Here is a 24015-nt window from a genome sequence, read left to right on the forward strand (position 1 = left end):
TTCGATACCAGATCAACCTCGATGACCGCGCTTGCCTCACGACCACGAAGGCAAGAACTGGACAGCAAATACGGACAGACCAACTCAGTTTTCTTCTTCACGAGTTCGCATCAGATACTTGATGACCCGCTGAGCAATTGGTCAAGCGATACTCGAGATATAGTATTCGTTGTTGGTGCAGTGGTTAGAGGTGAAGTATCGCCCCGCAGCGCAACACGCTCAGTGTTTTTGGATGTCCCATAATCACACATTCATGCCCCAATATCACAAGAAATTCCACCGGACTTTCCTCAAATTGAGTGTCAGAAGGCGGACACGAAGGACGCCACAGTCAGAAAGGTTGGAACCATGATAAACGCTACTAAATTCACTCTTCTTTCCACTCTCTCCGCCACAATGCTTCTGGTACTTCCTTTGTCGGCACAAGCCGACTTTGTCGCGGAAAAAGCTGTCCGAGGTGCTGTTGCAGGTGCAGTCGTTGCCGAAGCCACTGGCGGTGACGCCGCAGAAGGCGCTGTTGTTGGTGCCACTGTCGGGGCAGTAGCTGGTGCGGTGCAAAAGAACGACTTTGAAGATCGTCACGACGATTTCGACAATAACAAAGGCGGTAAAAGCCATCACAAGGACCACTGAACCCAATACAACAACGCCTAGACACGCTGGACCATTCCAGGCGGGCTGGAAAATTCCGGCCCGTTGCCTCAAACCGGGTCGGGACATGATCTGCCGGGGTTTGTTGTCAAAAGCAATTCAGCGGTTTTTCTGAAAAGCACTGGGGCTTTGCCCAGCCCAGCGGCGGAACGCCGTCGAGAATGCAGCATGATCACCATATCCCAGAATAAATGCGATTTCAGAAATATTGAGCCCGTCCCTCAGATAGGTCTTGGCAAGATCGAAACGCAACTCTTCGACAAGTTGCCGAAAACTTGTTCCTTCCTGCGTCATATGCCGGGTCAGTGTGCGACGGCTCATCCCCAATTCTGACGCGATCTCATCCGCTGTCAGGATGCGCCCCGGCAATCTGCCAATCACCAGCGCCTCGACCTGTGCCCTGAAACTCTGTTTCACCTTCCCCACTTTGCGCAGGCGTTCGGCCCCCAATTCATTCAGATACGCGACAAGGTCCTGATCGTAACCGGGAATCGACCGGTCCAGCGCGCCTGGCTTGAAGCGGATGCCATTGAACGGGCAGGCAAATCTTACTGAGCAATTCGCTATTTTTTCAAAAGCTTTCGCATCCGTACCACCCTCGTGACGCAGGCAAAGTTCTTCCGGAAAAAAATCGGCCCCTGCTATCGCACGTAGACGGGCCAACAGCCCAAAGACCCGAAACTCCTGAAACCGGTGATACCGCATCAATGCACCTTCGGGGGTTACAACCTCCATGACATCGTGGCCGCTGTCCTGTTTGAGGACGAACTCTGTCGATGAGTCTGAAAGACTGTAGAAACGCGCACCGTTTTCAATTGCCTGACGCAGTGTGGCCGAACTTCGGGCGATATAAGCCGTCAATGTGCTGGCCTGTCTGAATGCAATCCCGATCCGGGCGGCCAGAGTAATGTCATCTGCGGCCTGACACGCGTTGCGCAGCAAAGTGGCTTCCTGCATGGCGCTGACCTGCATTTCGCCCACCCTGCCCGAAACAAGCCCGACGCCCACAAGCAATCTGGAATATGCGGCATTGCCAAGCTCAGCTTCGACATGTTTGCAGATATGAAGAAACCGCTCGTTCTTGTTCGGGATCATGGAAGCACCGGAAAAAAAATATAAATGTAAGTCACCTGTAAGACCCCCCAAGAGCAACATTCAGGTCAACAAAGTCTACGGCAAAATTGCGCCTGTCCAACGCCAGAGCATTCTCCGCAGCAAGCAAGGCGCGTTCTGCATCCAGCACCTGCAAGAAACTGCTGCGACCTTCGATGTAACCCTTGCGAGCCAGTTTCAGCACTTCATTGAGCTCGCGGATGGCTTCGGTTGTGAATTGCACCGCTTCCTGATGGTTCTTCAGACTGACCAGGGAATCCTGAACTTCTTCGACGGCTTCGACAACCGTTTCTTCCCAAGCGGCCAGCAATTCCTCGCTTCGTGCTTTTTGAAACCGGACCCGCGATTTCCGCTCGGGCAGATCAAACAGCGGGACATCCAGTCCGAGCCGGGCAAAGCCAGCTGTTGGCAGAATATCGTCTCCAGAATAGTTGATGTTGATGTTCCCGGTCAGACGCAGTTCGGGGTAAAGATCTGCTTCTGCCACACCTGCAAGTGCGACAGATTCCGCCAATCGGCTTTCCGCAAGCAGAACGTCCGGCCTGCTTCGCACCAAATCGGCGGGTACCCCGGTCCTGAGGCTCGAGATTGAGGGAACGGGTTGAGGCGCAGTCCGGTCCAATCCTTCGCGCGGTCGGTCCCAAGCTTGTCCTAACAGCGTTCCGACACGAGAAACAGATTTGAAGAACAGAATTTTGGTTTCTGGCAGTTCCGCGCGCGCCGTAGCAACCAGCGTTCGGGCCTGGGCAACATCAAGTTCAGTGACAATCGGAATTTCAGCGCCGCCATCAGGCTCAGGTTGCGCTACCCCAGCGCGTTGTTGCGCGCGAAGCGTCGCGTCCAATGTCTTTTCCCGCGACGCAACCACTCGATGATTGATACGGATCAGCTCCTGAAAAAAGCGTGCATCGATATAGGCAGTCGTCAATTCGCCCAATAACGTGATACGCGCCACGTTCGCATCCGCATAAGCCCCTTCCAACCGGTAGAAAGCTGCTTCTTTCTCACGCTTCAACTTGCCAAAAAGATCAAGCTGCCAACTTGCTTCGGCTCGGACAAAGCCGCTGTTCACCCGCCCGTTGGTCCCTCCTGCAGAAGCCTGTACTTCGGATACTCGCGTCGCTCCTGAAACCGGATAGCCCGCACCATCCAATATCGCCCGGGACTGTTCAATCCGCGCGACCGCCCGACGAATATCCAGGTTTTGCTTTAGCCCCAATTCAACAAGCCTATTGAGTTTGGCGTCGCCATAGGCCTGCCACCATTTCGTCTGTGCTCTGGCGATTGAAGCTTCGTTCTGAGTTCCCAAAAATTGATCCGGCACCTCCTTTTCAGGATTAACAAAATCATCACCAACCGTACATCCGGACAGAGTGATGATTTGGGCTCCAAACAATCTAAAGAAGCTTCGCCTATCCATTTGTTTCCTGAATTATCTCAATTGCTTGTCGTATTTCAGATGCAGTTTGGCTGACGGCCTGGTGCGTTCGAATGTCGGATATCTCATGCCGAACAACGCCGCTGTTCCCAGAACGCGCCTTCATGTCCCAAATTCGCACATCTCTGTCCCAAAGGCACAAGCGGAACTGCCCCGGAATTGACATCTTGGGTTCATCAGAGGCCAGACCAGACACCGGCCTTGAAACAGTTTCACAGGAAAGGAAAACCAAATGTTCAACAAAACTCTCTCCACCGCAGCCGTTTTTGTTCTGACCGCCACTCTGGCCTCTGCGTCGGTTGCCCCAACTTCCGCAGACTCCACTCCTCAGGCTTTCGCCTCTGAATCCTATGAGGTCGCGGATACCGCCGGCATGGACAACCGCCAGGACCGCCGCGACGATCGGCAGGACACGCGTGACGGGCGCCAGGATATGCGCCAGGATTGCCGTCAGAGCGAAGGGCTGGGCCTCGACAAGGTCGACTGCAAAATGGACAAGCGCCAAGCAGGCTAAGCTTTCTCTTCAACACCACTCACTCTCAGTGCGTCGCAGGAATCTTGCGGCGCATTTTTCTTTGCTATGGCTGTGCTCCTGACGACATCAGGCTGCCATGTAAGAAAGACGCCAACCCCCAGCAGTTCGTTGGCGGTTGGCGCCAGCCTTTGCTAATGACCGGAAAATACGAGGCGTTGAACCGGCAATAGCAAGGTTTGAATCCTCAGGATAACGGCATGCACAACGCCGACTGTGTCGACCATGTGCAAGAACAGTTTTTGCCCGCCCCCCAGATCACCATGTGCGATACGATCATGATTGCTGGTATAGGCATTGGCGATGCACTTGCTGCCCGGCTTGATCCCATCCGCACCGCCTGCATAGAGCGGTTCCAGAATGATTGTTACCGTTCCCGGACGCGCCCTGTCTTGAATATCGGCCAGCTGGTCCGTCGGCCGGAACTGACCGGCTGGAATCACTTCCTGAATGTCCGCTACGACCATGGGCACCACGGTAAAGGGTTTCGAAATGCAGGAGATTTCCGCTGGCATTCCGACCTCGAAAATCTGGTCATTGACCTGATCGAACCCGGCCTGGAACTCGGCCGGACCCAAGGTGTCAGGCACCAGCAATCCAGCCGGTCTGAGTACAGGGTTCACGTAGTCGCCGACTTTCAACGCAAATTGCTGCAAAAGGCCGGGTTCACCGGCATAGATGGTGGTCTTTTCCAGCGCGATAAGCGCCTCATCCAACCGGGCCTGCGCACTTTCACGTTTGGCTTCGATCAGTTGTTGCAGCGTGGCCGCCACTGCATCACGGTTGGCGACGGCAGTATCCAATGCACCCTGACGTGAGGCTACGGACAGCTCAAGCCGCTCAATCTCTCGCTCTCCGACAATATCCGAATTGCGATCCGCTAGTTCCTTGTTGGTCTCCAACTCGTCAATGGCCTGCTGCAAGGATCCTTCGGCCTGACGCATAAGCCCTTCGGCGGCTTCAAGCTCAGCACTCAGAACGGCCTCTTCCGCCGCGATCTCACCCAGAGCCTTTCTGGCCGTAATGACTGCGGCCTGCTGACTGGAATCATCCAGCTTGAACAACGGCTGGCCCTGTTCGACATGCTGACGGTTATCTACGTAGATTTCGCTGACACGCCCACCGGATTCGGGCAGAATGGTCAGGGTCCGGTAGAAGCTGGACACATGGGTTGTGGAGGGGTGGTAGTAGAAGATCATTGTGATCAACGACACAGTCAGGACAAAACAGGAGACGATGCCCCAGCGCAGCTCGTACCACATCGACTGAAACGTGATTTCCTGCCCCCAGCGTTTGCCCTGCGCATAGCGTCGGAACAGGTAATCCGGCAGGATTGTGACCAGAGAACACAGGAGAAACTCAAGCATCCCGTTTCTCCTTTCTGTCCGATCGGATCGCATCCGATATATCCCGCAGCGCGCCGCCGTAATCCGGCAATTGCACCGCTGCCAGCAACAGGGCGGCAATCCAGAAGATGTTGTTGTGGGTAAACAGGGCGATCAGTGCCAGTACCGTAATCAACTGAAACTGCGTGTTATTCTGTGCATGTGCCATTTGTTCAGGCAGTGCGTGTAGACGCAGATAGAAGTTGCCAACCACAAGCGTCAGGATGACAACCAGCCAAATCACGATAGTGAACAACGTGTCGGTTCCGTCCGCCTGCGCCAGAAAGCCGGGAAGATGCTCATGGGCCAGTGGGTGTTTATCCGGTGTCACTTTTCATGTCCTTCTGAGATAGAAACGACCAAGCGGTCAGAAACGATAGGTTGCGCCGATCAGCGGGCCCGACTGACTGAACGAGAAATCACTGCCGTCAATTTCATGATCGACTGAGATATAGCGGTATCCACCCCGCAAAACCCAATTGTCGTTGATGGCATAATCCGCCGTGACCAGCACCTGCCAGGTCTCGCTATCACTGCGGAACCCTCCGTAATCTACAAATCCCGATGCTGCCCATTTGTCCGACAGGCGTGCTCTGCCACGCAGGCCGATGACAGGATCAACCCAGTCTTCATCTGCCCCGGCTGGATTTGATGTGGCACCCGGTGTTGTTACTGTGATTTCCGAATCCGTACCGAACCAGCGAAACCCGCCGACCAGATCAAAGGACAGATCCCGAGTTTCCTGTACGCGATACCCTACATAACCGCTGAATATCTGGGTCCGAAATGACGAGTCGATACCTGACCCGAGAGGCCCGGACCCGGCCTGTCCAAAGGACAGGTCCGTGTGCATGTAGTCGGCAAGCAAGCTCCACTGCCCGTTGCTTGCCACGAAGCTGCCCATGAACGCGAAGTCCAGATTACTGAGCGCATCATCAAAACTCAGGCGCCCTTCGACCGTACCCGTAGAGGTGTCGATCTCGGTTTCGGTCTCGGCCACGAAAAGATAAAACGAGGCCTCGTACTCCCATTCGGAGTTCTGCGCCAAAGCAGGCCCCGCCAGCAGAATGGCACAGGTGGTGCATCCGGCGACAAATCTATTCAACGGCTATATCCCTTCACAATCTTAAAGCCCATCAGGGCCGCCGCTATCGGGCAGCCCGATCCGGTTTTCGTCATTCTGTTGGCTCGAAATCACCTGGTTTCCAGCTTTTGTCGAACCAGGGCTCTAACGGGCCGTAAAGGCGCAGCAGCACATTGAAACTACGGTCCGGCAAGGTTTGAACCCAGTTGCCTTCGTGCCCCTCCGGCGGTTCGGGAGAGAACCAAACGGTATAGCTGCCATCGTCATTTGGCCGCAGGTCCGGGCTGTTGCTGTCCACTCCGCCGCTTTTTTGATCGGTTTCTAGGATCGACCGGGTCTGACCGCTGTAAACCATGAAGGACCAGAAATTCTTCGCAGGCACCGGCCCAGGAAGAGTGACGGTATAGGTTTTGCCGCCATCCAGATAATCGCCGTTCACATCCTTGGCCGCAACTTCGTAAACCGAGCCGCTACCGACCGGTGGGGAAGTCATTGCCGGGGTTATTCCGGTGGCATAGTAGAAAAAGAACGTCCGGTCGTCGAACATCCGCGCGCCGCTTTCCTCGAACGTGTAGCTCTGCCTCTGGAATGGAGAGTTCCACTGCCGGTCCTCATAGAAAAAGGTTGCAGGGTCGCGCGGGCTGAAGTTCAACGTCCGGGCTGTGGCATTACCGATGGCAGCGGCTTCGGTAAGGATTTCCCGCATCCTTTCATCAGGCTCGAAAGGCTCACCCTTCTTGATCCCGATGGACGCGAATTTTCCGACAATTTCCGGGTCAAAAGCGCCCACTGGTTCCTTCTGGATAGCGTGATTTATTTCGTCGTAGAATTCGAAATTATTGGCGTGAACAGTATTGTATTGCACACCCGTCAGATCGTGAAAAACCTCGTCGGGTGGACTATCTGCCTGTGACAGCAGGTAAATCTTCAACCCTTCCTTGACACGTGCCACCGGACCTTCGGTACTGCCGTCCGGGTCCGGTGAAGCGCGTAAAATCAGCCAGTGGTCGTAGGTCTTGGTTCGGAAGATGAAATACTCGTTCTCCGGCAGGTCACCTTCGTAATCGTTTGGAACGATCAGATATTTGCCGCCTTCACCTTTGTCGGGGCCGACCGCGCCGATATCGGTAACGTATTCAAACGCCGCGTCATCCAAGATTCCAAGCAATCCAGCGGGGGCTTCTATCACAACCGGCCCATCGGACACATCAACTTGCGATGCGATATAGATTGTCGTGGTATTCGGGGTCAGCCAGATCGACCGCGCATCCATCAGGCCAGAGTGAATGATCACATCATTTGGTTCGACGCCCTGGTCCCGGTATCCTTTTAGCAACCCCTGAACCGACGCGATCTGGATACCGTCCAGAAAGGCGGTAACGCCACGTGTAAGGTCCAGATTGTCGTAAATCTTGGCAACGGTATCCTCCAAGGGCATTCCGTCAAAGAACCGCAGCTCACCCAAGGCCTCGGTCTGTACAAGGTCCGGCGTCATCACCCCCTCAGGCACTTGCGCCGCATATTTGCGGTCCGATTGCGGAGGATACACAGGATCGTTTTCGGCATGCACCTGATTGGACAATAAGACGGTACTACCCATCAATGCTGCAAATAAGATTCGTGATGACACTGGCAATCTCCTGATTTGGTCAGAGTATTTGGCGCAGACCCGTCAGGTCTGCGTCGCTTCACAGTTGTTTATTGCGTTACTTTCTCGACATCTGGCAGCTTCCAACCGCTTTCGATCCAGCCGTCCGACGGCCCGTAAAGACGGAACAACAAGAAGAAATCTTCGCCCGTCGGGATCCAGTTGCTTTCCAAGCCCTCAGGTGGCTCGGGTGCGAAATACACATCAGCCGAGCCATCCTCGTTCACCTGCATATCCGGCAGGTTCGGCGTTGCCAGACCAACCCGTTCGTTCCCGGTGACAAAACCTTTGGACTGCATCGAGTAAACAATGACAGACCAGAAGTCATCGGCGGGCGTATCCGCGGGAACCGTCAGTTTGTAGGTATCCGTTCCATTCAGCGGTGACCCTTGTGAGTCGTTCAGACCGGTCAGATAGAATGTCCCACCACCAAGGTTCTTGGGCAGATAGGTGATCCAGGAATAAGACCCTCCTGCCCGGTCGTCGATCAACACCATCTCATCCGAGACATAGGGAAACCCGGCCTCAGGCTGGCCTTCGGCGAAGTCCCAGATGCCCCACTGTCTGTCTTCCCAAATCGGGATCACGGATTTGGTTATGAAATGTTCCTGCATGGTGTCATAGGCGCATTTCAGGCCTTCCAGCAATGCCTCCTGCATTTCAGCGTCAGGCTCGAAAGGTTGACCGCGAACCATCCCCAACGAGGCCAGCATCGCCATCATGACCTTATCCTGTTCAAGCACCGGCTCGCGTTGAATCACCTCATTCATGTCAGTGAAATAGGTCATGTCATAGACTGGCAAAGTGTTCACCGGGTTCTCTTTGACATCCACGAATTTGGTCGGAGGCGGGTTGTCTGCCTGCGCCAGCGGATACCATTGCAGAGTTTGTGCGTATGCCGCCTGATCTGCATGGGTGCCACCATTCTTAGCGACTGGGCGGAAGGCAAAATGCACACCAAAGGTGTTGGATTTCAGAACGTAATACCCATCCTCGGGCACGTCCCCGTCATAGCCTGGAGGCAGGATCAGATATTTGCCGCCTTTGCCCTCATCCGATCCGGTTGTTCCCACATCCGCCAACGGAACCTGCCATCCGTCAGTGATGGTACCGAAAAACGCAGCCTTTTCTGCGGCAGGCGGTACGTCGATCACAATCGGACCATCCTTGGTCGTCAACCCGCCAAACGTATACGGTGTCACGTCATTGGCGGTCAAAAAACCGTGACGGCTGTCCATCGGCTCGGACATATAGCCCAGCGTACCGAACTCGGCGCCCGCATCTCGCTGAAGCGACAACTCGATATCATAGACACTGACCGCGGGAATGGCCCAGATTGCTGCTTCACACGCCCGACGCACCACAATGTCGCGTTGAAGGTCGGACATCTCTGCCGCACTTGGCACAGATTGAAGCAGCAGGCCGGATATTGTTGCTGCGGTGAAAGTTATGGATTTCAAGTTAGACACCATCATCTCCCAATGGTTGCGGCATGGAAAAAGTCTTTTCTAAATAGTTTCATAATTTTGAATGGGAGGTGTATCATTTCACGACAAATACAAAAAAATGTTAGGCCAGATGAATTTACCCCCAATGATCAGCGCGAAATCACTCGGCGAAATGCCGGGTTTCACGCTGGAACATCTCGGCGCACGTGCTCTGGATCGCGCCATGGAAGCTGCCGGATTGCCACATCAGTTTACCGAACTGCGCGAGGGATATATCCCCGAATACGTACTGGCATCCTTTGTTCAGCAGGTCGGCCAACAGCTGGGTGAAGATAATATCGGTTTGTTATGGGCCCCGGTTCTGACAGTCGCGGATTATGGAAAATGGGGCGATTACGTTCTGGGCGCGGCAACGCTGGGCGGTGCGTTATCCCGAGCTCGGAATGTCATGCCCCTGCATTCATCTGGTGACAGAACGCAGCTTCGTCTGATCGGCAACAATGCAGTCTACCGCTATGAATTTGAGTTGCGTAGCCACCCTGCCTACGCCCAGATTGCATTCTCGGCGCTTGGTGCGATGCTCAGCCTCTTTCGGCATTTCCTCGGTCCGCGCTGGCGCCCGACACGCCTTCACTGCGATATGCCTCCGATTAGAAGGGCAGACGATGCCGAAATCGCATTCGGGTGTCCGATTCATTGGAACAAAAAGGCGTTGGAAATCTGTTTCCCACGACATCTTCTGACGGCCAGCGCACCCGCAAGCCCTGTCTGTGTATCCACGATCGAAGACATCGTGCGCGAAAGAGCAGGAGGCCCGCCGCGCGATTTTCATCAGGTCGTTGAATCAGTATTACTGATGCAGCTCAAGGAGCAGAATATCTGTATCGACCGAACTGCATGGGCGCTGAATATATCTGTTCGAAGTTTGCAACGGAAATTGGAACAGGAAAACACTACATTCCGCACCCTGACCAGCGAAGTGGTTGTTACTCGCGCGAAAGAGCTACTTCGGCACGGGGGTATGTCTGTGAAGGCGATCTCGCTTGAGCTCGGCTATTCCAGCCAGCACAATTTCAGCCGCGCCTTTCGGGATCGCGTTGGGATGTCACCAACGCAATATCTGAGCCGATCTGCCGGAGATCGCACGTAGAACAAGCCCGATCTGCGCCATTGTGATGCTTAGCTCTTGGCTGAGCATCACTTAGGAACTGTTCCAAAGTGTGCGACACCAACCTTAGAATTTTCCGTCTATTAATAGGTTTTTCTTCTAATGATCATAATATGCCTTTTTTACGCACTAGTTTACAGATTTGGTTGGACTACATATAACACCCGATAAGTATCCCTTATCATGATTGATTGATTTCGCCGGAAAATGCGCGCAGAATGTGCCTCATGTCGGTTTTCCTTAACCACTGGACTCGCGATGGCATTGGTCCATAACCCGTAGACCCCTGCCCCGATCCGGCAGCAAACCTAAGTAGATGCAGCACAGTAACCTGGGATTTTGTAAACATGGACCGGCACAAACTCAGCCCGAGTCTACTCTTAAAGGACCAGAACAGCATAAGGCCAACCATGAGACATGGTGAAAACAAGCAAGAGCAGTCTACAGATTAGGGAAAATCGACACATGAAGCCCCCTGCCCCATACCTCCCCGCCGCCGCCCCTGCCCTCTCGGACACAGATCAGGAGGCGCTCACTGATCTTTATGTGCGCGGCACACCGGAAAACACGCTCAGGGCCTATGAACGGGATCTGCTTTATGTCACCGCCTGGAAGTCCGCGCGCTTCGCAGCGACGCTGGACTGGCCGGAATCTGAGGCCACCGCCCTCGCCTTCATTCTCGATCACGCCCGTGATTTGAATGACGCGCCAGAAACGGATGTGGCGCGCGAAACCGCAGAAGCGCTGATTGCTCAGGGGCTGCGCAAGTCCCTCATCTGCCCTGCCCCTTCGACGCTGGACCGGCGCATCGCCTCCTGGCTCGCCTTTCATCGAATGAAGAACCTGACCAGCCCTTTCGGTGCACCGCAGGTTAAGCAGGCCCGTGCCAAGGCGCGCCGGGCCGCAGCCCGGCCCCTTGCCCCAAAATCGCAGCACCCGATTACCCGCGATGTGCTCGAGCAGCTGCTGTCCACCTGTCGGGGGTCCCGGCGGGATTGCCGCGACCGCGCCATCTTGATGCTGGGTTGGGCTTCTGGTGGTAGACGGCGCTCGGAGATCACCGGATTGATGTTTGAAGACGTCTCGCTAAAGGAGTTCGACGAGAAAAGCCTGGTTTGGATTTCACTGCTGGAGACCAAGACGACAACCAAAGGTGAAACGCCGCGGCTGGTGCTGAAAGACCGCGCGGCCCAGGCGCTGGTGCATTGGGTTGAGGTGGGCGAGATCCGCGAAGGGCCGCTGTTCCGCCCTGTCTCCAAGGCCGACCGGGTGCTGAAACGCCGCCTTTCCCCGGATGCGATCTATCAGATCGTCAAACATCGCCTCCAGTTGGCGGGGTTGCCGGAAGACTTCGCCTCGCCGCACGGTCTGCGTTCAGGGTTCCTGACCCAAGCGGCGCTGGACGGCGCCCCGATCCAGGCCGCCATGCGCCTGTCGCTGCACCGCTCCATGGCGCAGGCGCAGAAGTACTATGACGATGTCGATATCGCAGAGAACCCAGCGACAGACTTGTTGGGGTAAGCTGGTGCTAAACGAAGAAAGCGGTAACCCGTGGGTTACCGCCATCAAAATTAAGAAATCTGAGCATGGGTAACCCGCGGGTTACTACTCGTTCAAAACAGCTTCGAAAGCCTCAACCGCTCTCTGGAGCTTTGACCGGTCAATCGAACTAAAGTCCTGACCAGACAATATCCTGCACTCTCCCTTGCGCGCAGTGATTTTTGAAGCGCCCACGTGGAACTCATACTTCACGCTCTCAACCTTCTCACGCCGCTTGCCGCTAGCTGGTTCAGCATCAGAACTTGCCACGAAAGCATCAAGTATTTCGTTTTGCTCACCGGCTGTGGATGCGCGCACTAACACATCTCTTAATGCAGCAGCTGAAGCCGATGACGCTCGAAGTTTCCGCGCAACCTCAACGCCAAGGTTTCTGGAAACACTCTTTGGAAACGGCAACGCACCCTCAAGTTCACTGAGCAGGTAAACAAAGCTACGAATATAGGAGCGTTTCATCTTGTGCAGGGATGAGTACAGCCTTCCGACCAAAGCTTCTGCATCCCCTGCCCCCAACTCTGAATCTTTAGAAGCAAGAATTGCCACTTGCGCCATCTCAGCAAACGTCAAGTCTTCCCGAACAACGTTCTCTTCAACCATGTCAATATAGAGGTCGATGCGATCACTCTGGGATTTGGCAACTCGCGCCGTAACACTGGAAAAGCGTTCATCACCGGTCTCTTCATAAAGCTGCTTAAGAGCAGTTACTCGTCTCCAACCTTTTTTGAGTTGGAAGCGTCCATCTGAATCCTTATAAAGCTCTATGGGCTCCTTCTGGCCGCGTTCCTGAATTGAAGCCTTGAGTTCATCCATCTCGTCGGAACTTGCGACAGCCGAAAGATCCAAGCGATCTCGTGGCAGATCTGTCGTATGAATTTCATTGATGCCAACCGCAACCAAGACTCGCCCCTCATCACGAGCTTTACGATACTCCTTAGCATCGGAGGCATTTTGCCGTCGCTGTTCGACACGGTTCTCAGTGCTTTCATTTAGGCTGTTTGCTGTCTCGCGAACCGCAGCCCCCATCGGCCCCACTTCGCGGCGGCGTGTTTTCTTGAGGTCATCTTCATCAATTGGAGTGAAGCCAAATTTATTCCCGCTCATTCTACCCGCTCCTCAATTTTAGTACGTGCCTCCCAAGCCCTTAGGACGACATCCCTAAATTCGCTGTATGCATTATCAAATGACTGACGCGCCCGTTTCCATGTGTCCCGAGTCATCTGTCTGTAGTCCTGCTCGTAAACAGACATCTGGAACCTACCAGATTGCTCGACCGCACGTGTCATTTCGATGGGATTTTGACAGACATCGGCGCCGAAGACATTTTTGAAAGCATCCATCATCGCGACGTGCAAAGAGTTGCTAGCCTCGAAGCGAGTCATGAGAACACGTATGTCATCGAACCTTTTAGGAAGCGTGATACCAGCATCCTGTGCAATACGTTCGAACCCGCTGGTTATGTCTTCCAAGGCATCGCCAAGCTGACCAAGATAACTCGTTGTGCTGTCATACTCCCAATAACCAGGACCAGACGGAATATAGAGGATGTCAGCAGCAAAGGCCGCATTCAAAGACTGGTATCCAATTGCCGGCGGGCAATCGAAAACAATCAAATCATATTGGTCGTCAGGCAACTCATCGAGATATCTTGCTACGCATCCAAAAAAACTCCATGCCTTATGAATGGACCTGTACTGAGCGGACGCAAATTCAACGAAGGCCGCGTTCGCACAGCTCGGGATGATGTCGATCGTCGACCAAGAAGTTCTTTGAATGAAGTCTTGTACACGTTGCGCGCCAATCGACTGAACATCTTCAGGCAATTCGTCGGCAGTAGGGTAGGGGCAATCTGCGGGATCATCATATTCGTCCGCGATCCGGTTCGCCTCACGGCAGAGATCGCGGCACATAATGCCCCAGACAGTATTCCACTCTCTAACTTCAGCCAGACCCATCGAATGCGTGAGTGTCGCCTGGGGGTCGAAATCCACCACCAGAACACGGTAACCATCAAGCGCGGCCGCATTCGCCAAGTGCTGGGCAACGACAGTTTTGCCGACACCACCCTTAAAGTTCGAAACCGCTACTCTCATAGCCCGGCCTGCCGGCCTTTGAGGCAGAAGGCTTTTACCTCTAAATCTCAGGCGCCGTCTCAACTCATTTATCTCAGCCAGAGAAAACCATCTTTGCCGCCCGTCATCTTCAGTCGCCCCTTGCGGAAGAGACGGATCTTCGGCCAACTTCTTTCTCAAGGTGTCCGCCGGGACATCAAACATGAACTGGCTAATTTCCCAGATCGAGAATGGTCGAAGCACTTTCTCGTCAGCGGGCGAGAAAGTAGCGCGGCGGACGGCAGCCTGTTGGGCCAGGCTTCGTTCGTTCATAGCTTGAAGGTCGGTGTGGTCACGCATGGTGCTGCTCTTGTTATATCACGAATGTCTTCTAATAACGCGATTTTGGAAAACTGCAAAACGTAAAGAATGGAGTTTCCGCTTTTTCGCCTCCGACTCGGTAAAAACGGGAGGTATTTCGAAAGCGAAGCTATGTTTTGGTGACAGGCAGCGACCAATTACCAGATATATGGTGACACTCGACCCCCAATATGGTGACAGCATAGTGTCACCTATAACCTATTAACCGAATTTTCTTTTGATTTTGAAGAAAGAGGCGGTCATCCTGTTTTTCAAAGCCCGTTGACAAACTACGGGATTTCATCACACTGAACCCAATTGATGGAATCGGTCAGCGAAACCGATCCGCTCGAGGCACAGTGGCAGTATCAAAATGGAAATAAAACGATTTACAGGATTTCAGGCCGGTTCTCAGAAGTACGATCTTTTGACTGCAATCTCTGTTGCGGGATTGAATGGCACACCCGGTTTTCAATGTTCGATGATGCGGCTCATTGCGTTGATAACGGCCCGATACAACTGGCGCACTGATGAGCTGACGGTCGGACAAAAAGAAATGGCCCGCCTCTGGTCCGTGGACGAACGAACCGTCAAGAGAGAAATTAAGCGATTGACGGATTCAAGTATACTTCTCCAGCTTAGGCCTGGGGTTAGAGGCCGCGTCGCAGCGTACCGACTCAACTACACGGAAATTTACCGTCTGAGCGAACCGATTTGGCGAAATGTTGGTTCTGATTTTGTATCGCGCATGGAGACACAAACTCCAAAACCGACCGAAAAGGTTGTTCATGTACAATTTGGCCAAGAAAAACCAGGAGCTGTTGAACATGAGGGACAAGACCTTCAGGATCCGTGGGGCAGGGCGCTTCGGCGCCTATCAGAGTCTGAAGCACTATTGTTTAAAAGTTGGTACTGCGATCTCAAATTTGTTGAAATACAAGATCAGACAATCACCTTGCGCGCACCCAGCAAGTTCATCGCACAGTACATTCAATCTCACCATTTGAAACCTTTACTTGGAGCGGTCCAGCTCGAGTTCGGGCGAATTCAGAAAGTGTGTTTGCTCGGCTAACAATCCAGATTTGTAAGTCGCACGCTGTGCCGTGAGACAACCGAAATTGCTGATTTCAACCGTTGAGTTTGGCCTCGAACATCCCGATGGTTTTCAGAATGTTGTCGAACAAGGGGGGATCCCCGATGATCATTTCTTGCATCCCCACATAGTCCCAGCGCAGCGCTGCTTTCAGCTCAGGGTTCGGTAGCAATCTTAGTGATCCGGGCCTGGCATTCTCGTAGTTAGCCCAAGCCGCTTTGAAGAAGACGGACTTATGGTGTGCAACCTGATCCAGCAAATCGATCTGTTCGATAGCGCGAGAATGGGTCTCGTGTTTGATCAACTGAGCCATGTCGTAATAATGGCGCGACATACGGTCAGCCAGAGGTTTGGTGATGTCCTGATGATAGAGCATATGCAGGATCGTGGCTTTCTCCCAGAATGTGCGTTCAACACCCAAGACCTTCACATCGACGTCGCTCGCCTCCAACAGGTCTGGAAATGCCTGATGCACATAAGGTGATATCCTGCGGGACTCGGCTGGAAGGTGAACCCCACGGGCGCCAAATTCGAACCGCACTACCGGCTGGATGTAGCCGCTGGCCGCACTTGTCTCGGATGGATAGGCGAAAAGCAAGGTTTGTGCATCATTAGGATCGACCGAGAGGGAAAAGTGCTGATCAAGCACGGCGCCAAACTTGATCTTGGTTTCTTTCAGAAGCGGTCCTGAGACTACTTTGGTGGCCGTATCCTGAAGCTCCTGCAGCAGTTGCTTTTGTTTTTTGCCTGAAAGGGCAGGGTGCTCGGGGTCACGTGTGCCGTCGAAACCGAGCTGTGCCCGGTCGAGAGACAGATCCACGTCTTCTGAGAACCGATGGATGATGTCATAGACCTTGGATAGCGATGTCCCACCCTTGAAGATCATGTGAGTGCCAAAAGAGGGCAGGGCGAATAGATGTTTCAGCGACCAGCAGACCCAGAAATCCTTCTCAACGATTGCCTTGGAAATGCCAAGCTTTGCGGCCGTTTCCTGAAACGCTTCTTCACGGTTCTTTGGAGTATCGTTGGCAAACTGGTCCAAGATCAGACCCATGCCACGATTTGCTGCACTACCGGGTGCATCCAGGCCGGAACATATCTACTTTGTCTTGCGAGCAATGCGCGGTCCTTAACATCCAGATTGCGGGCCAGCGTGTCGACAACACGGCTATCCACCCGGTTTTTGCCAACATAGCGTAACGCCTGAAATACGGCGCCGGTTTTCTGGCCTGCACCAACTAGCGTTTTGGATGATGCATTCCGGAACTGGATGACTTGTCGACCAACTGTCTTGGTGCGGGTCGGGCCGTCGGTCATGTAAGTCGGCTTGGACGGCACTTGGGTCGACAGCCCCAACTGGTTGGCTGCCATGGCAGGGGAGGGCTGTAGAACCTGATTGTCTTTGCGTGCAATCGCTTTGGCAATGTCATCGGCTGACGGAGACAACAGCCCTAATCGGGCGCTCTTTCTCGGATAGTCATAAAGCCCACGCGTTAACCGTCGGATCATCCCTTGATCCGCCAAACGCGACAATGCCTGATCCACACTTGCGCGGGAGCCAATATCCAGAAAGTCGGTTGGCGCAAAGATTGAGCCCCGGCCTTTTCCGATGATGCGTTGTCTAATCGATGAAGTGATCATAGTTTTCTCCTTGTCAGAAAATATAATACTTTTTTCTGACTTACAAGTTAGCAGAGTATCTGGGTGATTTTGTAAGTTCGGGCGGGAAGCCGACCTTCGCTGCGATCTCCAATAGTAATTGGCAAAGCGTGGAAGCGGACGTTCGAGGGAAAAGACCCGACCAATTGAAAGCGAAGTGCCGACTGATTGAAAGCGACCAGTTGTCCCGGCGGAAAGCGGTCCTTCGCTGTTCTCGCAAAACAAGACATTCACAGTTTTAGTTAGCGGTCATTCGACAACGTTTGCATGAATTGGCCTATTGGTCCGCTTGAGCGCGCCAACAGAGAAAACACCAGACGTTGTTGGACTGGCTATCTCATCAGGGTGTTCGATTGCCGATTGCGAGGCTTTTTAGCCCGCTTCGCGATTGCGGCACAACTCTGGCGCGGCCTGCCCGAGAGATTTCAATGACTTCGATAAGTGAGTAGAAGCACATTATGCTATTGTTAAATAAAGTAAAATCACTTTAGGCGCAGAGATCTAAATGGCATTGTGAATATTTATGCTTTCTAAATATACAAATTCTCCTCTCAAACTTCACCGCTATGTTAGCGTTATCGCTTTGGGATTGATGCTTGTTCTTACCGGTTAGCCGATATCCAGCACAATTTGCGAAGCATTTAGCGTTGCCGACCCAATTGGACCGGCAGCCAAGGAACATACACTGGAGGAAATATGTCCCTTTTGCAGACCATTACCCGTAGAGCCGCCTTGCTGTCTGTCGCCGCTGTCGCACTAACTGCCGGGACAGCGTTTGCAGGCGATGTCAAAATTGGCTTTCTGCTGAAAACCATGCAGGAAGAGCGCTACAAGCGCGACCGCGCCGCGTTTACTGCGAAAGCTGAGGAACTGGGCGCCGAAGTTATCTTTGATTCAGCGAACAATGACGAGCTGACCCAGCTGGCTAAGTTTGAAAACATGCTCGCCAAGGGAGCAGATGTCATCGTGTTGCAGCCGGTGAATACCGGTACTGCTGGTAGCATGGTCAGCATGGCAAACAGCGAAGGTGTGCGCGTTGTCGGGTATGACTCGATGCTTGTGGACGGGCCGCTGGATGCGATGGTGATGCAAGACAGCTGGGCCGTGGGTCGCCTGCAAGGCGAAGCCATGGTCGAATGGTTGCAGGAGAAGAACGGAGAGGTGTCCGGCAAGATCGCCCTGATTCAAGGTCAACCCGGCGACTCTAACGCGATTGCCATGAGCAGCGGTGTGTTGGAGATTGTCGAAGCGAACCCGGGGCTTGAGCTGGTAACAAATCAGGCCCATGAAGGGTGGTCCTCTGAGAAGGCCATGGCGACTGCGGAAAATACGCTGACCTCAAACAGCAACAGCATCGACGCGTTTATCGCCAACAACAGTGGCATGGCCCGTGGAGTTATCGCGGCATTGGAAGCACAGGGGCTGGCTTCATCAGACAAAGTGTTTGTAGCCGGATCTGATGCCGACCTGGCCAACATCCAATACGTCGCGCAAGGCAAGCAAGCCGTTGAAATCTGGAAACAGATCGATCCCTTGGCTGAAACCGCGGCAGAAGTTGCAGTGGCTTTGGCTAAAGCGCCGGACACTGCTCCTGCTGATCTGGTCGAGGTGGACAAGGTTATCAACAACGGCTTCACCGATGTGCCAACAATCGTGACCCCGATCACGCTTGTGACACAGGACAACATCGATGACACGATCATCGCTGGCGGCTTCTACTCCAAGGAAGAAGTCTACGGGAACTGATCCTCGGGACCTTTTCCTGAAGGAGGGCGTTTCGCCATCTGGCTCCCTATGCGTGTACTCCCCGCGCGCAGCTTTATGGTGCCCTCCTTCCTTAACCCGTCACGGAGGAACTGCCGGTCAGGGTGGGGAACGTCCGAAATACCTTTCTGAATGTGATGGGAAAAAGCATGTCTGAAGTCGTCCTGAAAATGCAGGGTATCATCAAGGATTTTCCCGGTGTCCGCGCCCTGAATAATGTCAATTTCGAAGCCCGCTCGGGTGAGCTTCTGGCGCTGATGGGAGAAAACGGAGCGGGCAAATCCACGTTGATGAAAGTGCTCAGTGGAGTTTGGCCCTATCCGACCTACGAAGGCGATATCTATTTGCGCGGCGAAAAGGTCCGATTCGCGAATACAAAAGAGGCCGAGGCAGCAGGCATCGGTATCATCTACCAAGAACTCAACCTGATCCCCGGTTTGTCTGTCGCCGAAAACATCTTTCTGGATCGCCAGTTCACCGATGCCAAGGGCAGGATCAACTGGAACCAGACCTTTGCCGAAACCCAGAAGCTGCTGACCGAACTGGGCATCAATGACATTCGCCCGACCGATCTGGTGCAGAACATCACTGTGGGCAAACAACAGATGGTTGAGATTGCCAAAGCTTTGTCGCTCAAGGCCGAGATACTGGTGCTGGACGAACCGACGTCGGCGCTGACAGATAAGGAGGTCAAGGATCTCTTCCGTATCATCCGCAAGCTGAAAGCCGACGGTGTCTGCATGTGCTACATTTCGCACAAAATGGAAGAGATTGAGCAGATCGCCGACCGGATTGCGGTTCTGCGCGATGGCCAGACCATCGGTGACGTCACGCCTATCGCGGATATCACGCTTGATCAGATCATCGCCCGAATGGTTGGACGCGACATCAAAGATATGTTCCCCAAGGTCGATTTCACACCGGGTGAGGTGACTTTGGAGGTCAACGATCTGTCCGTCACAAACCCCGACCTGCCTGGCAGCTATCTGGTCAAGAACGCCAGCTTCGTTGCCCGCAAAGGCGAGATATTGGGCATCTCCGGGCTAATGGGCGCTGGCCGGACCGAACTGGTTGGCGGTGTATTCGGTGCTTATCCGGACCAGACCACCGGTGAAGTGAAGCTGAACGGGCAAAAGCTGGACATCAAATCGCCGAAGGACGCCATTGATGCCGGCATCGCGCTGCTGACCGAAGATCGTAAGGCTTTGGGGCTGTTTTTGGACAAATCCATTTCCTTCAACACGACGATTTCCTCGCTTGAGACGATCAGTTCAAAGGTTCTGGGCATTATCAACACCCAGCAGGAGCGCAAAATCGTTAAGGAATATGTCGACCAGTTGGGCGTTAAAACACCGTCGATTGACACCGTTATCGGTACACTCAGCGGCGGCAATCAGCAGAAGGTCATTCTGGGTAAGTGGCTGAACTCACGGCCGGATGTGTTCATTCTGGATGAACCCACACGTGGGATCGATATCGGTGCCAAGGTCGAGATTTACAAGCTGCTGAACGAACTGGTCCTACAAGGTGTCACCGTCATCATGATTTCTTCGGAACTGCCTGAGGTCTTGGGCATGTGTGACCGGATTCTGGTGATGTGCGAAGGCGAGATCGTGTCGAACTTTGAACGGGACGACGCGAAGAAAGAAGCAATCATGGCGTATGCCACCGGCAGCGCATAAGGGAGGAAGCAAATGAGTGCTGACAGCAACGTTGCAGGTGTTGGCGTCAATGGCGCCAAGGAAAACCACCTGATAAACTTCATAAAGGATAACGCAACACTGATTGCGTTGATCGTGCTTGTCGTTGGGCTCAGCTTTGCCGACGACGCGTTTTTCACCGCGAGGAACCTTAGCAACCTATCCCGGCAGGTTACCATCATCGGGATCATTGCCGTAGGCATGACCATGGTCATTCTGATTGCGGGCATTGACCTATCCGTTGGCTCTGTCGTCGGGTTATCAGCGGTCGTCTGTACGCTCATGATGCAATGGGGCGTGCCGACCATAGTGGCGGTACCTGCAACCCTTTTGATCGTGGGTGTTGGAATAGGTCTGTGGAACGGGTTCTGGATAGCCAAGTTCAACATACCCCCATTCATCATAACCCTTGGAATGCTGACTATCGCACGCGGTTTGGCACTGACCCTGACCAATGGCAGTTCTGTTCCGGTAACGAGTAATGTGTTTCCATTGATTGGTGGTGCCTATATCCCGCCGATGTTGTCCAGTATCGTGCTGATCGTGTGTGCTGCGCTTGCTGTTTATTCGATCTTCCGGGATGTTCAGCAAAGCAAGGCGCATGGCGTCGAAGTGAATATGCAGGAACTGTTGGTCAACGGGGCCGTAATGATCGGCGGGTTTGCTTTGGCCTTCCACGTGTTCACCAGCTACAAAGGGATCCCCGTTCCTGTTGCGATCTTTGCAGTCATTGCGTTTGCCGGGATCTATACGTTGAACAGTACCCGCTTTGGTCGCCGGCTTTATGCGCTTGGCGGAAACGAGGATGCGGCTCGCCTGTCCGGCATCAACGTCGTCCGCACCAAGATGATTGTCTATACGGTCATTTCGGTCCTGTCGGCGCTGGCTGGTATCATCCTGGCCTCGCGTCTGAACGGTGCCTCACCCAACCTTGGAACCATGTTTGAGCTTGATGCGATTGCAGCGGTTGTTATCGGCGGTACCAGCCTAGCGGGCGGTTCTGGCAAGGTGAGTGGAACCATCATCGGTGCCCTGCTGATCGGCGTCCTGAACAACGGCATGAGCCTGCTTGGTGTGGTCACGTTCTATCAGTTGATCATCAAGGGCCTGATCATCATCCTCGCCGTCTGGTTCGATGTGATGCAGAAAAAATAATGTTGCTGGCCTGCCCCCGGTCACACGCACCGGGGGCAAAGCCAAAATCCCCGAAAACTTGAATGACAGTTGGGAGGTAAGCGATGGTCCAGTCCATTTTAGCAACCTTACGCACAGACGGCCTCAGAGTTTTGGGTTTGGCCGGTCTTCTATCCGCATCGCTGCCAATGATCGCGGCAGCGCAGGACAACGCTACAATCGGGTTCCTGCTCAAGACCATGCAGGAAGCCAGATACCAGACTGACAAATCCCTGTTCATCGCACGCGCGGAATCCCAAGGCGCAGATGTGATCTTTGACAGCAGCGGCAATGATCCATTGCGTCAGTTGCAGCAGGTTGAGGAAATGCTGGAATCGGGGGTGGACGTTCTGGTCCTGCAACCCGTCAACACCGCAACCGCTGGTGCCCTTGTTGATCTGGCCCACGATCAAGGCGTCAAAGTGGTCGGGTACGACTCGATGCTGCAGGACGGGCCGCTTGACGTCATGGTCATGCAGGACAGTTGGGCTGTCGGCCAGCTTCAGGCCGAAGCGATGGTCGAGTGGCTGAATGACACCCGCGGTGAGGTCAAAGGCCGTGTCGCCCTGATCCGCGGTCAACCTGGTGATGCCAATGCCGAAGCGCTCAGCAGTGGTGTGTTGAAGGTCATCGCCGATAATCCGGGTCTCGAACTTGTTGCGGATCGTAGCCACGTGGACTGGTCTCCGGATATGGCCAGAGACACTGCCGAAAACCTTCTGGTCGAATATGAAAACGACATCGATGCATTCATTGCCAATAACAGCGGGCTTGCTTTCGGGGTTCTGGCAGCATTGTCGGATGAGGATCTGGCATCGGCGGATCAGGTCTTTGTTGCCGGTTCAGACGCTGATCTGCGGAATGTCCAGATGGTCGCAAACGATGTGCAGGCGCTGGAAATCTGGAAGCAAATCAAACCTTTGGCCTATGAGGCGGCGGATATTGCCGTGAAAATTGCGCAGTCTCCGGATGCGGAAGTTAGTGATTTGATCGGAGACCATACGCTAATTGACAACGGTTTCGCGGAAATCCCGACGGTTATCACCCCTGTTTTCGCAGTGTCAAAAGATACGATCAACAGCACGGTGATCGATGGCGGGTTCTATACCAGCGAACAGATCTATCAGAACTGAAGCTGCTATAATCACGCATACGCCCGTCGACAAAACAGCGAATAAAAGCAAGGGACCGAAATGTCTGACAAGATCAATGTCGCAGTCCTTGGCCCGATCCCAAGGGACAATATCACCAGCTATCAGGGTGAGAAATTCAATAAATTTGGCTGCGCGGTCTATACAGCGGTCTGTATGTCCTCGCTGGCCGGTCCGGGTTCGCGGATCAACGTTGTCAGCCATGTGCGCAGGTCGGACGTCGACAATGTTCGCAACTTGCTGTCTGAGTTTCCGCATCTGGATGTCAGCCATGTTACAGGCGACGCCGATCAGGGCGCAGTGATCGATCTGGTCTACGTCGATCAGAACCATCGCAACGAAAAGCAAACGGGTTTTATGAACCCGATCCTGCCTGACGACATCGAAGATCTGATGGACTGCGAGGCCTTTGTTTTCGTTCCAATCACGGATTTCGAGGTTCCGTTGGAAACAATTCGATACATCAAAGCCAACAGCGATGGTCTGGTTGTGTTTGATGCGCATGGTCCCACCAGTGGCTGTTCAGCACATGGCGAACGGTATCATAAATTCTGGATCGATAGAGATCGCTGGCTTCCGCATATCGACCTACTAAAGATGAATTTGGAAGAGGCTCAATGCAGTTGGTTCAAAGGGGAATACGGCTCTGACGAGTTGCAGGAAATAAGCGAACTCACGATGGACCAGTTGCCCAAGTTCGCCCAACACTGCCTGGATCTGGGCGTCAAGGCGCTCTACGTCACGCTGGATCAACACGGCTGCGCCGTCTACCACAGGGATGCAACCGGCCGGATGCGAGAACATCTGGTCAAGCGGGTGCTTGTCGAGGATGTGGTCGACACCACGGGTTGCGGTGACAGCTTTGCTGGTGGCTTGGCTTTTGGCTACCTCAAGACTGGTGATTTCGTCAAAGCCTGCCAGTTCGGAAACTGTGCAGGGGCGCAGCGCTGCTCGAGCAGCGAGCTGGATGTCTACGGATCACTGGAAGAAACCGAACGTCAGATTGCCGAAACCTACGGCGACTGAATTATCCGCAATATCAC

General features: G+C 53.7%; 21 protein-coding genes. 10 read left to right on the plus strand and 11 right to left on the minus strand.

Going from position 1 to position 24015, the window contains the following annotated elements; genetic code table 11:
* Nucleotides 1–396 precede the first annotated feature (396 nt).
* Nucleotides 397–633 (plus strand): glycine zipper domain-containing protein, encoded by a 237-nt coding sequence (locus ACR0J7_RS19065; RefSeq protein WP_480478382.1) that lies wholly within the window; start codon nt 397–399, stop codon nt 631–633.
* Between the two features lie 117 nt (nt 634–750).
* On the opposite strand, the gene ACR0J7_RS19070 is transcribed toward ACR0J7_RS19065, so the two are convergent.
* Together ACR0J7_RS19070 and ACR0J7_RS19075 are read right to left on the minus strand one after the other, a co-directional pair.
* Complete coding sequence (locus tag ACR0J7_RS19070) at nt 751–1746, minus strand: helix-turn-helix domain-containing protein (RefSeq protein ID WP_480915285.1); 996 nt, start codon at nt 1744–1746, stop codon at nt 751–753.
* A gap of 31 nt (nt 1747–1777) precedes the next feature.
* Nucleotides 1778–3184: an efflux transporter outer membrane subunit gene (locus ACR0J7_RS19075; protein WP_480915287.1), complete on the minus strand. Its 1407-nt coding sequence runs from the start codon at nt 3182–3184 to the stop codon at nt 1778–1780.
* 250 nt (nt 3185–3434) lie between these two features.
* Between ACR0J7_RS19075 and ACR0J7_RS19080 the strand changes: the two genes are divergently transcribed.
* Entirely contained in the window at nt 3435–3716 is a 282-nt protein-coding gene (locus tag ACR0J7_RS19080; protein WP_480915289.1) for a hypothetical protein, read from the plus strand.
* 152 nt (nt 3717–3868) lie between these two features.
* Here ACR0J7_RS19080 and ACR0J7_RS19085 read toward each other — a convergent pair whose 3' ends face one another.
* From ACR0J7_RS19085 to ACR0J7_RS19105, 5 genes are all read right to left on the minus strand, one after another.
* Nucleotides 3869–5101, minus strand: coding sequence for an HlyD family secretion protein (locus ACR0J7_RS19085; RefSeq protein ID WP_480915291.1), 1233 nt, complete (start codon nt 5099–5101; stop codon nt 3869–3871).
* The gene (locus tag ACR0J7_RS19090; RefSeq protein WP_282153365.1) at nt 5094–5450 is read right to left on the minus strand and encodes a hypothetical protein; all 357 of its coding nucleotides are present in this window, start codon (nt 5448–5450) and stop codon (nt 5094–5096) included. The genes ACR0J7_RS19085 and ACR0J7_RS19090 overlap by 8 nt, the downstream gene beginning before the upstream one ends.
* A 36-nt stretch (nt 5451–5486) precedes the next feature.
* Nucleotides 5487–6224, minus strand: a complete 738-nt coding sequence (locus ACR0J7_RS19095; RefSeq protein WP_480915293.1) for an outer membrane protein — start codon at nt 6222–6224, stop codon at nt 5487–5489.
* 70 nt (nt 6225–6294) lie between these two features.
* On the minus strand, nt 6295–7803 hold the full coding sequence (locus tag ACR0J7_RS19100) for a DUF1254 domain-containing protein (protein WP_480915295.1): 1509 nt from the start codon (nt 7801–7803) through the stop codon (nt 6295–6297).
* A 98-nt stretch (nt 7804–7901) separates the two neighbouring features.
* Nucleotides 7902–9239: a DUF1254 domain-containing protein gene (locus ACR0J7_RS19105; protein WP_480478599.1), complete on the minus strand. Its 1338-nt coding sequence runs from the start codon at nt 9237–9239 to the stop codon at nt 7902–7904.
* A 190-nt stretch (nt 9240–9429) separates the two neighbouring features.
* Here ACR0J7_RS19105 and ACR0J7_RS19110 point away from each other — a divergent pair, with 190 nt between their 5' ends.
* Together ACR0J7_RS19110 and ACR0J7_RS19115 are read left to right on the plus strand one after the other, a co-directional pair.
* Complete coding sequence (locus tag ACR0J7_RS19110) at nt 9430–10449, plus strand: helix-turn-helix transcriptional regulator (RefSeq protein WP_480915297.1); 1020 nt, start codon at nt 9430–9432, stop codon at nt 10447–10449.
* A 483-nt stretch (nt 10450–10932) separates the two neighbouring features.
* Nucleotides 10933–11988: a tyrosine-type recombinase/integrase gene (locus ACR0J7_RS19115; RefSeq protein ID WP_480915299.1), complete on the plus strand. Its 1056-nt coding sequence runs from the start codon at nt 10933–10935 to the stop codon at nt 11986–11988.
* A gap of 84 nt (nt 11989–12072) precedes the next feature.
* Here ACR0J7_RS19115 and ACR0J7_RS19120 read toward each other — a convergent pair whose 3' ends face one another.
* Together ACR0J7_RS19120 and ACR0J7_RS19125 are read right to left on the minus strand one after the other, a co-directional pair.
* Entirely contained in the window at nt 12073–13125 is a 1053-nt protein-coding gene (locus ACR0J7_RS19120; protein WP_170702625.1) for a ParB N-terminal domain-containing protein, read from the minus strand.
* On the minus strand, nt 13122–14432 hold the full coding sequence (locus tag ACR0J7_RS19125; protein WP_170702626.1) for an AAA family ATPase: 1311 nt from the start codon (nt 14430–14432) through the stop codon (nt 13122–13124). The genes ACR0J7_RS19120 and ACR0J7_RS19125 overlap by 4 nt, the downstream gene beginning before the upstream one ends.
* Nucleotides 14433–14805: 373 nt before the next feature.
* On the opposite strand from ACR0J7_RS19125, the gene ACR0J7_RS19130 reads away from it, so the two are divergent.
* Nucleotides 14806–15504, plus strand: coding sequence for a DnaA N-terminal domain-containing protein (locus tag ACR0J7_RS19130; protein ID WP_480900845.1), 699 nt, complete (start codon nt 14806–14808; stop codon nt 15502–15504).
* Nucleotides 15505–15559: 55 nt separating this feature from the next.
* Here ACR0J7_RS19130 and ACR0J7_RS19135 read toward each other — a convergent pair whose 3' ends face one another.
* Nucleotides 15560–16579, minus strand: a complete 1020-nt coding sequence (locus ACR0J7_RS19135; protein WP_480915301.1) for a nucleotidyl transferase AbiEii/AbiGii toxin family protein — start codon at nt 16577–16579, stop codon at nt 15560–15562.
* Entirely contained in the window at nt 16570–17166 is a 597-nt protein-coding gene (locus ACR0J7_RS19140; protein ID WP_171127191.1) for a DUF6088 family protein, read from the minus strand. The genes ACR0J7_RS19135 and ACR0J7_RS19140 overlap by 10 nt, the downstream gene beginning before the upstream one ends.
* 714 nt (nt 17167–17880) lie before the next feature.
* On the opposite strand from ACR0J7_RS19140, the gene ACR0J7_RS19145 reads away from it, so the two are divergent.
* From ACR0J7_RS19145 to ACR0J7_RS19165, 5 genes are all read left to right on the plus strand, one after another.
* Nucleotides 17881–18930 carry a sugar ABC transporter substrate-binding protein gene (locus ACR0J7_RS19145; protein ID WP_480481488.1) on the plus strand — a complete coding sequence of 350 codons (1050 nt, stop codon included), beginning with the start codon at nt 17881–17883 and terminating at the stop codon, nt 18928–18930.
* A gap of 167 nt (nt 18931–19097) precedes the next feature.
* A complete protein-coding gene (locus ACR0J7_RS19150) occupies nt 19098–20630 on the plus strand; it encodes a sugar ABC transporter ATP-binding protein (RefSeq protein ID WP_480537557.1) in 1533 nt (510 codons plus the stop codon).
* A 12-nt stretch (nt 20631–20642) separates the two neighbouring features.
* Nucleotides 20643–21803, plus strand: a complete 1161-nt coding sequence (locus ACR0J7_RS19155; protein ID WP_480900847.1) for a sugar ABC transporter permease — start codon at nt 20643–20645, stop codon at nt 21801–21803.
* 83 nt (nt 21804–21886) lie between these two features.
* Nucleotides 21887–22954: a substrate-binding domain-containing protein gene (locus ACR0J7_RS19160; RefSeq protein WP_480900849.1), complete on the plus strand. Its 1068-nt coding sequence runs from the start codon at nt 21887–21889 to the stop codon at nt 22952–22954.
* Nucleotides 22955–23014: 60 nt separating this feature from the next.
* Complete coding sequence (locus ACR0J7_RS19165; protein ID WP_480900850.1) at nt 23015–23998, plus strand: carbohydrate kinase family protein; 984 nt, start codon at nt 23015–23017, stop codon at nt 23996–23998.
* The last annotated feature ends 17 nt before the right edge of the window (nt 23999–24015 follow it).

It is taken from the genome of Ruegeria sp. O4 (genome assembly GCF_056535125.1).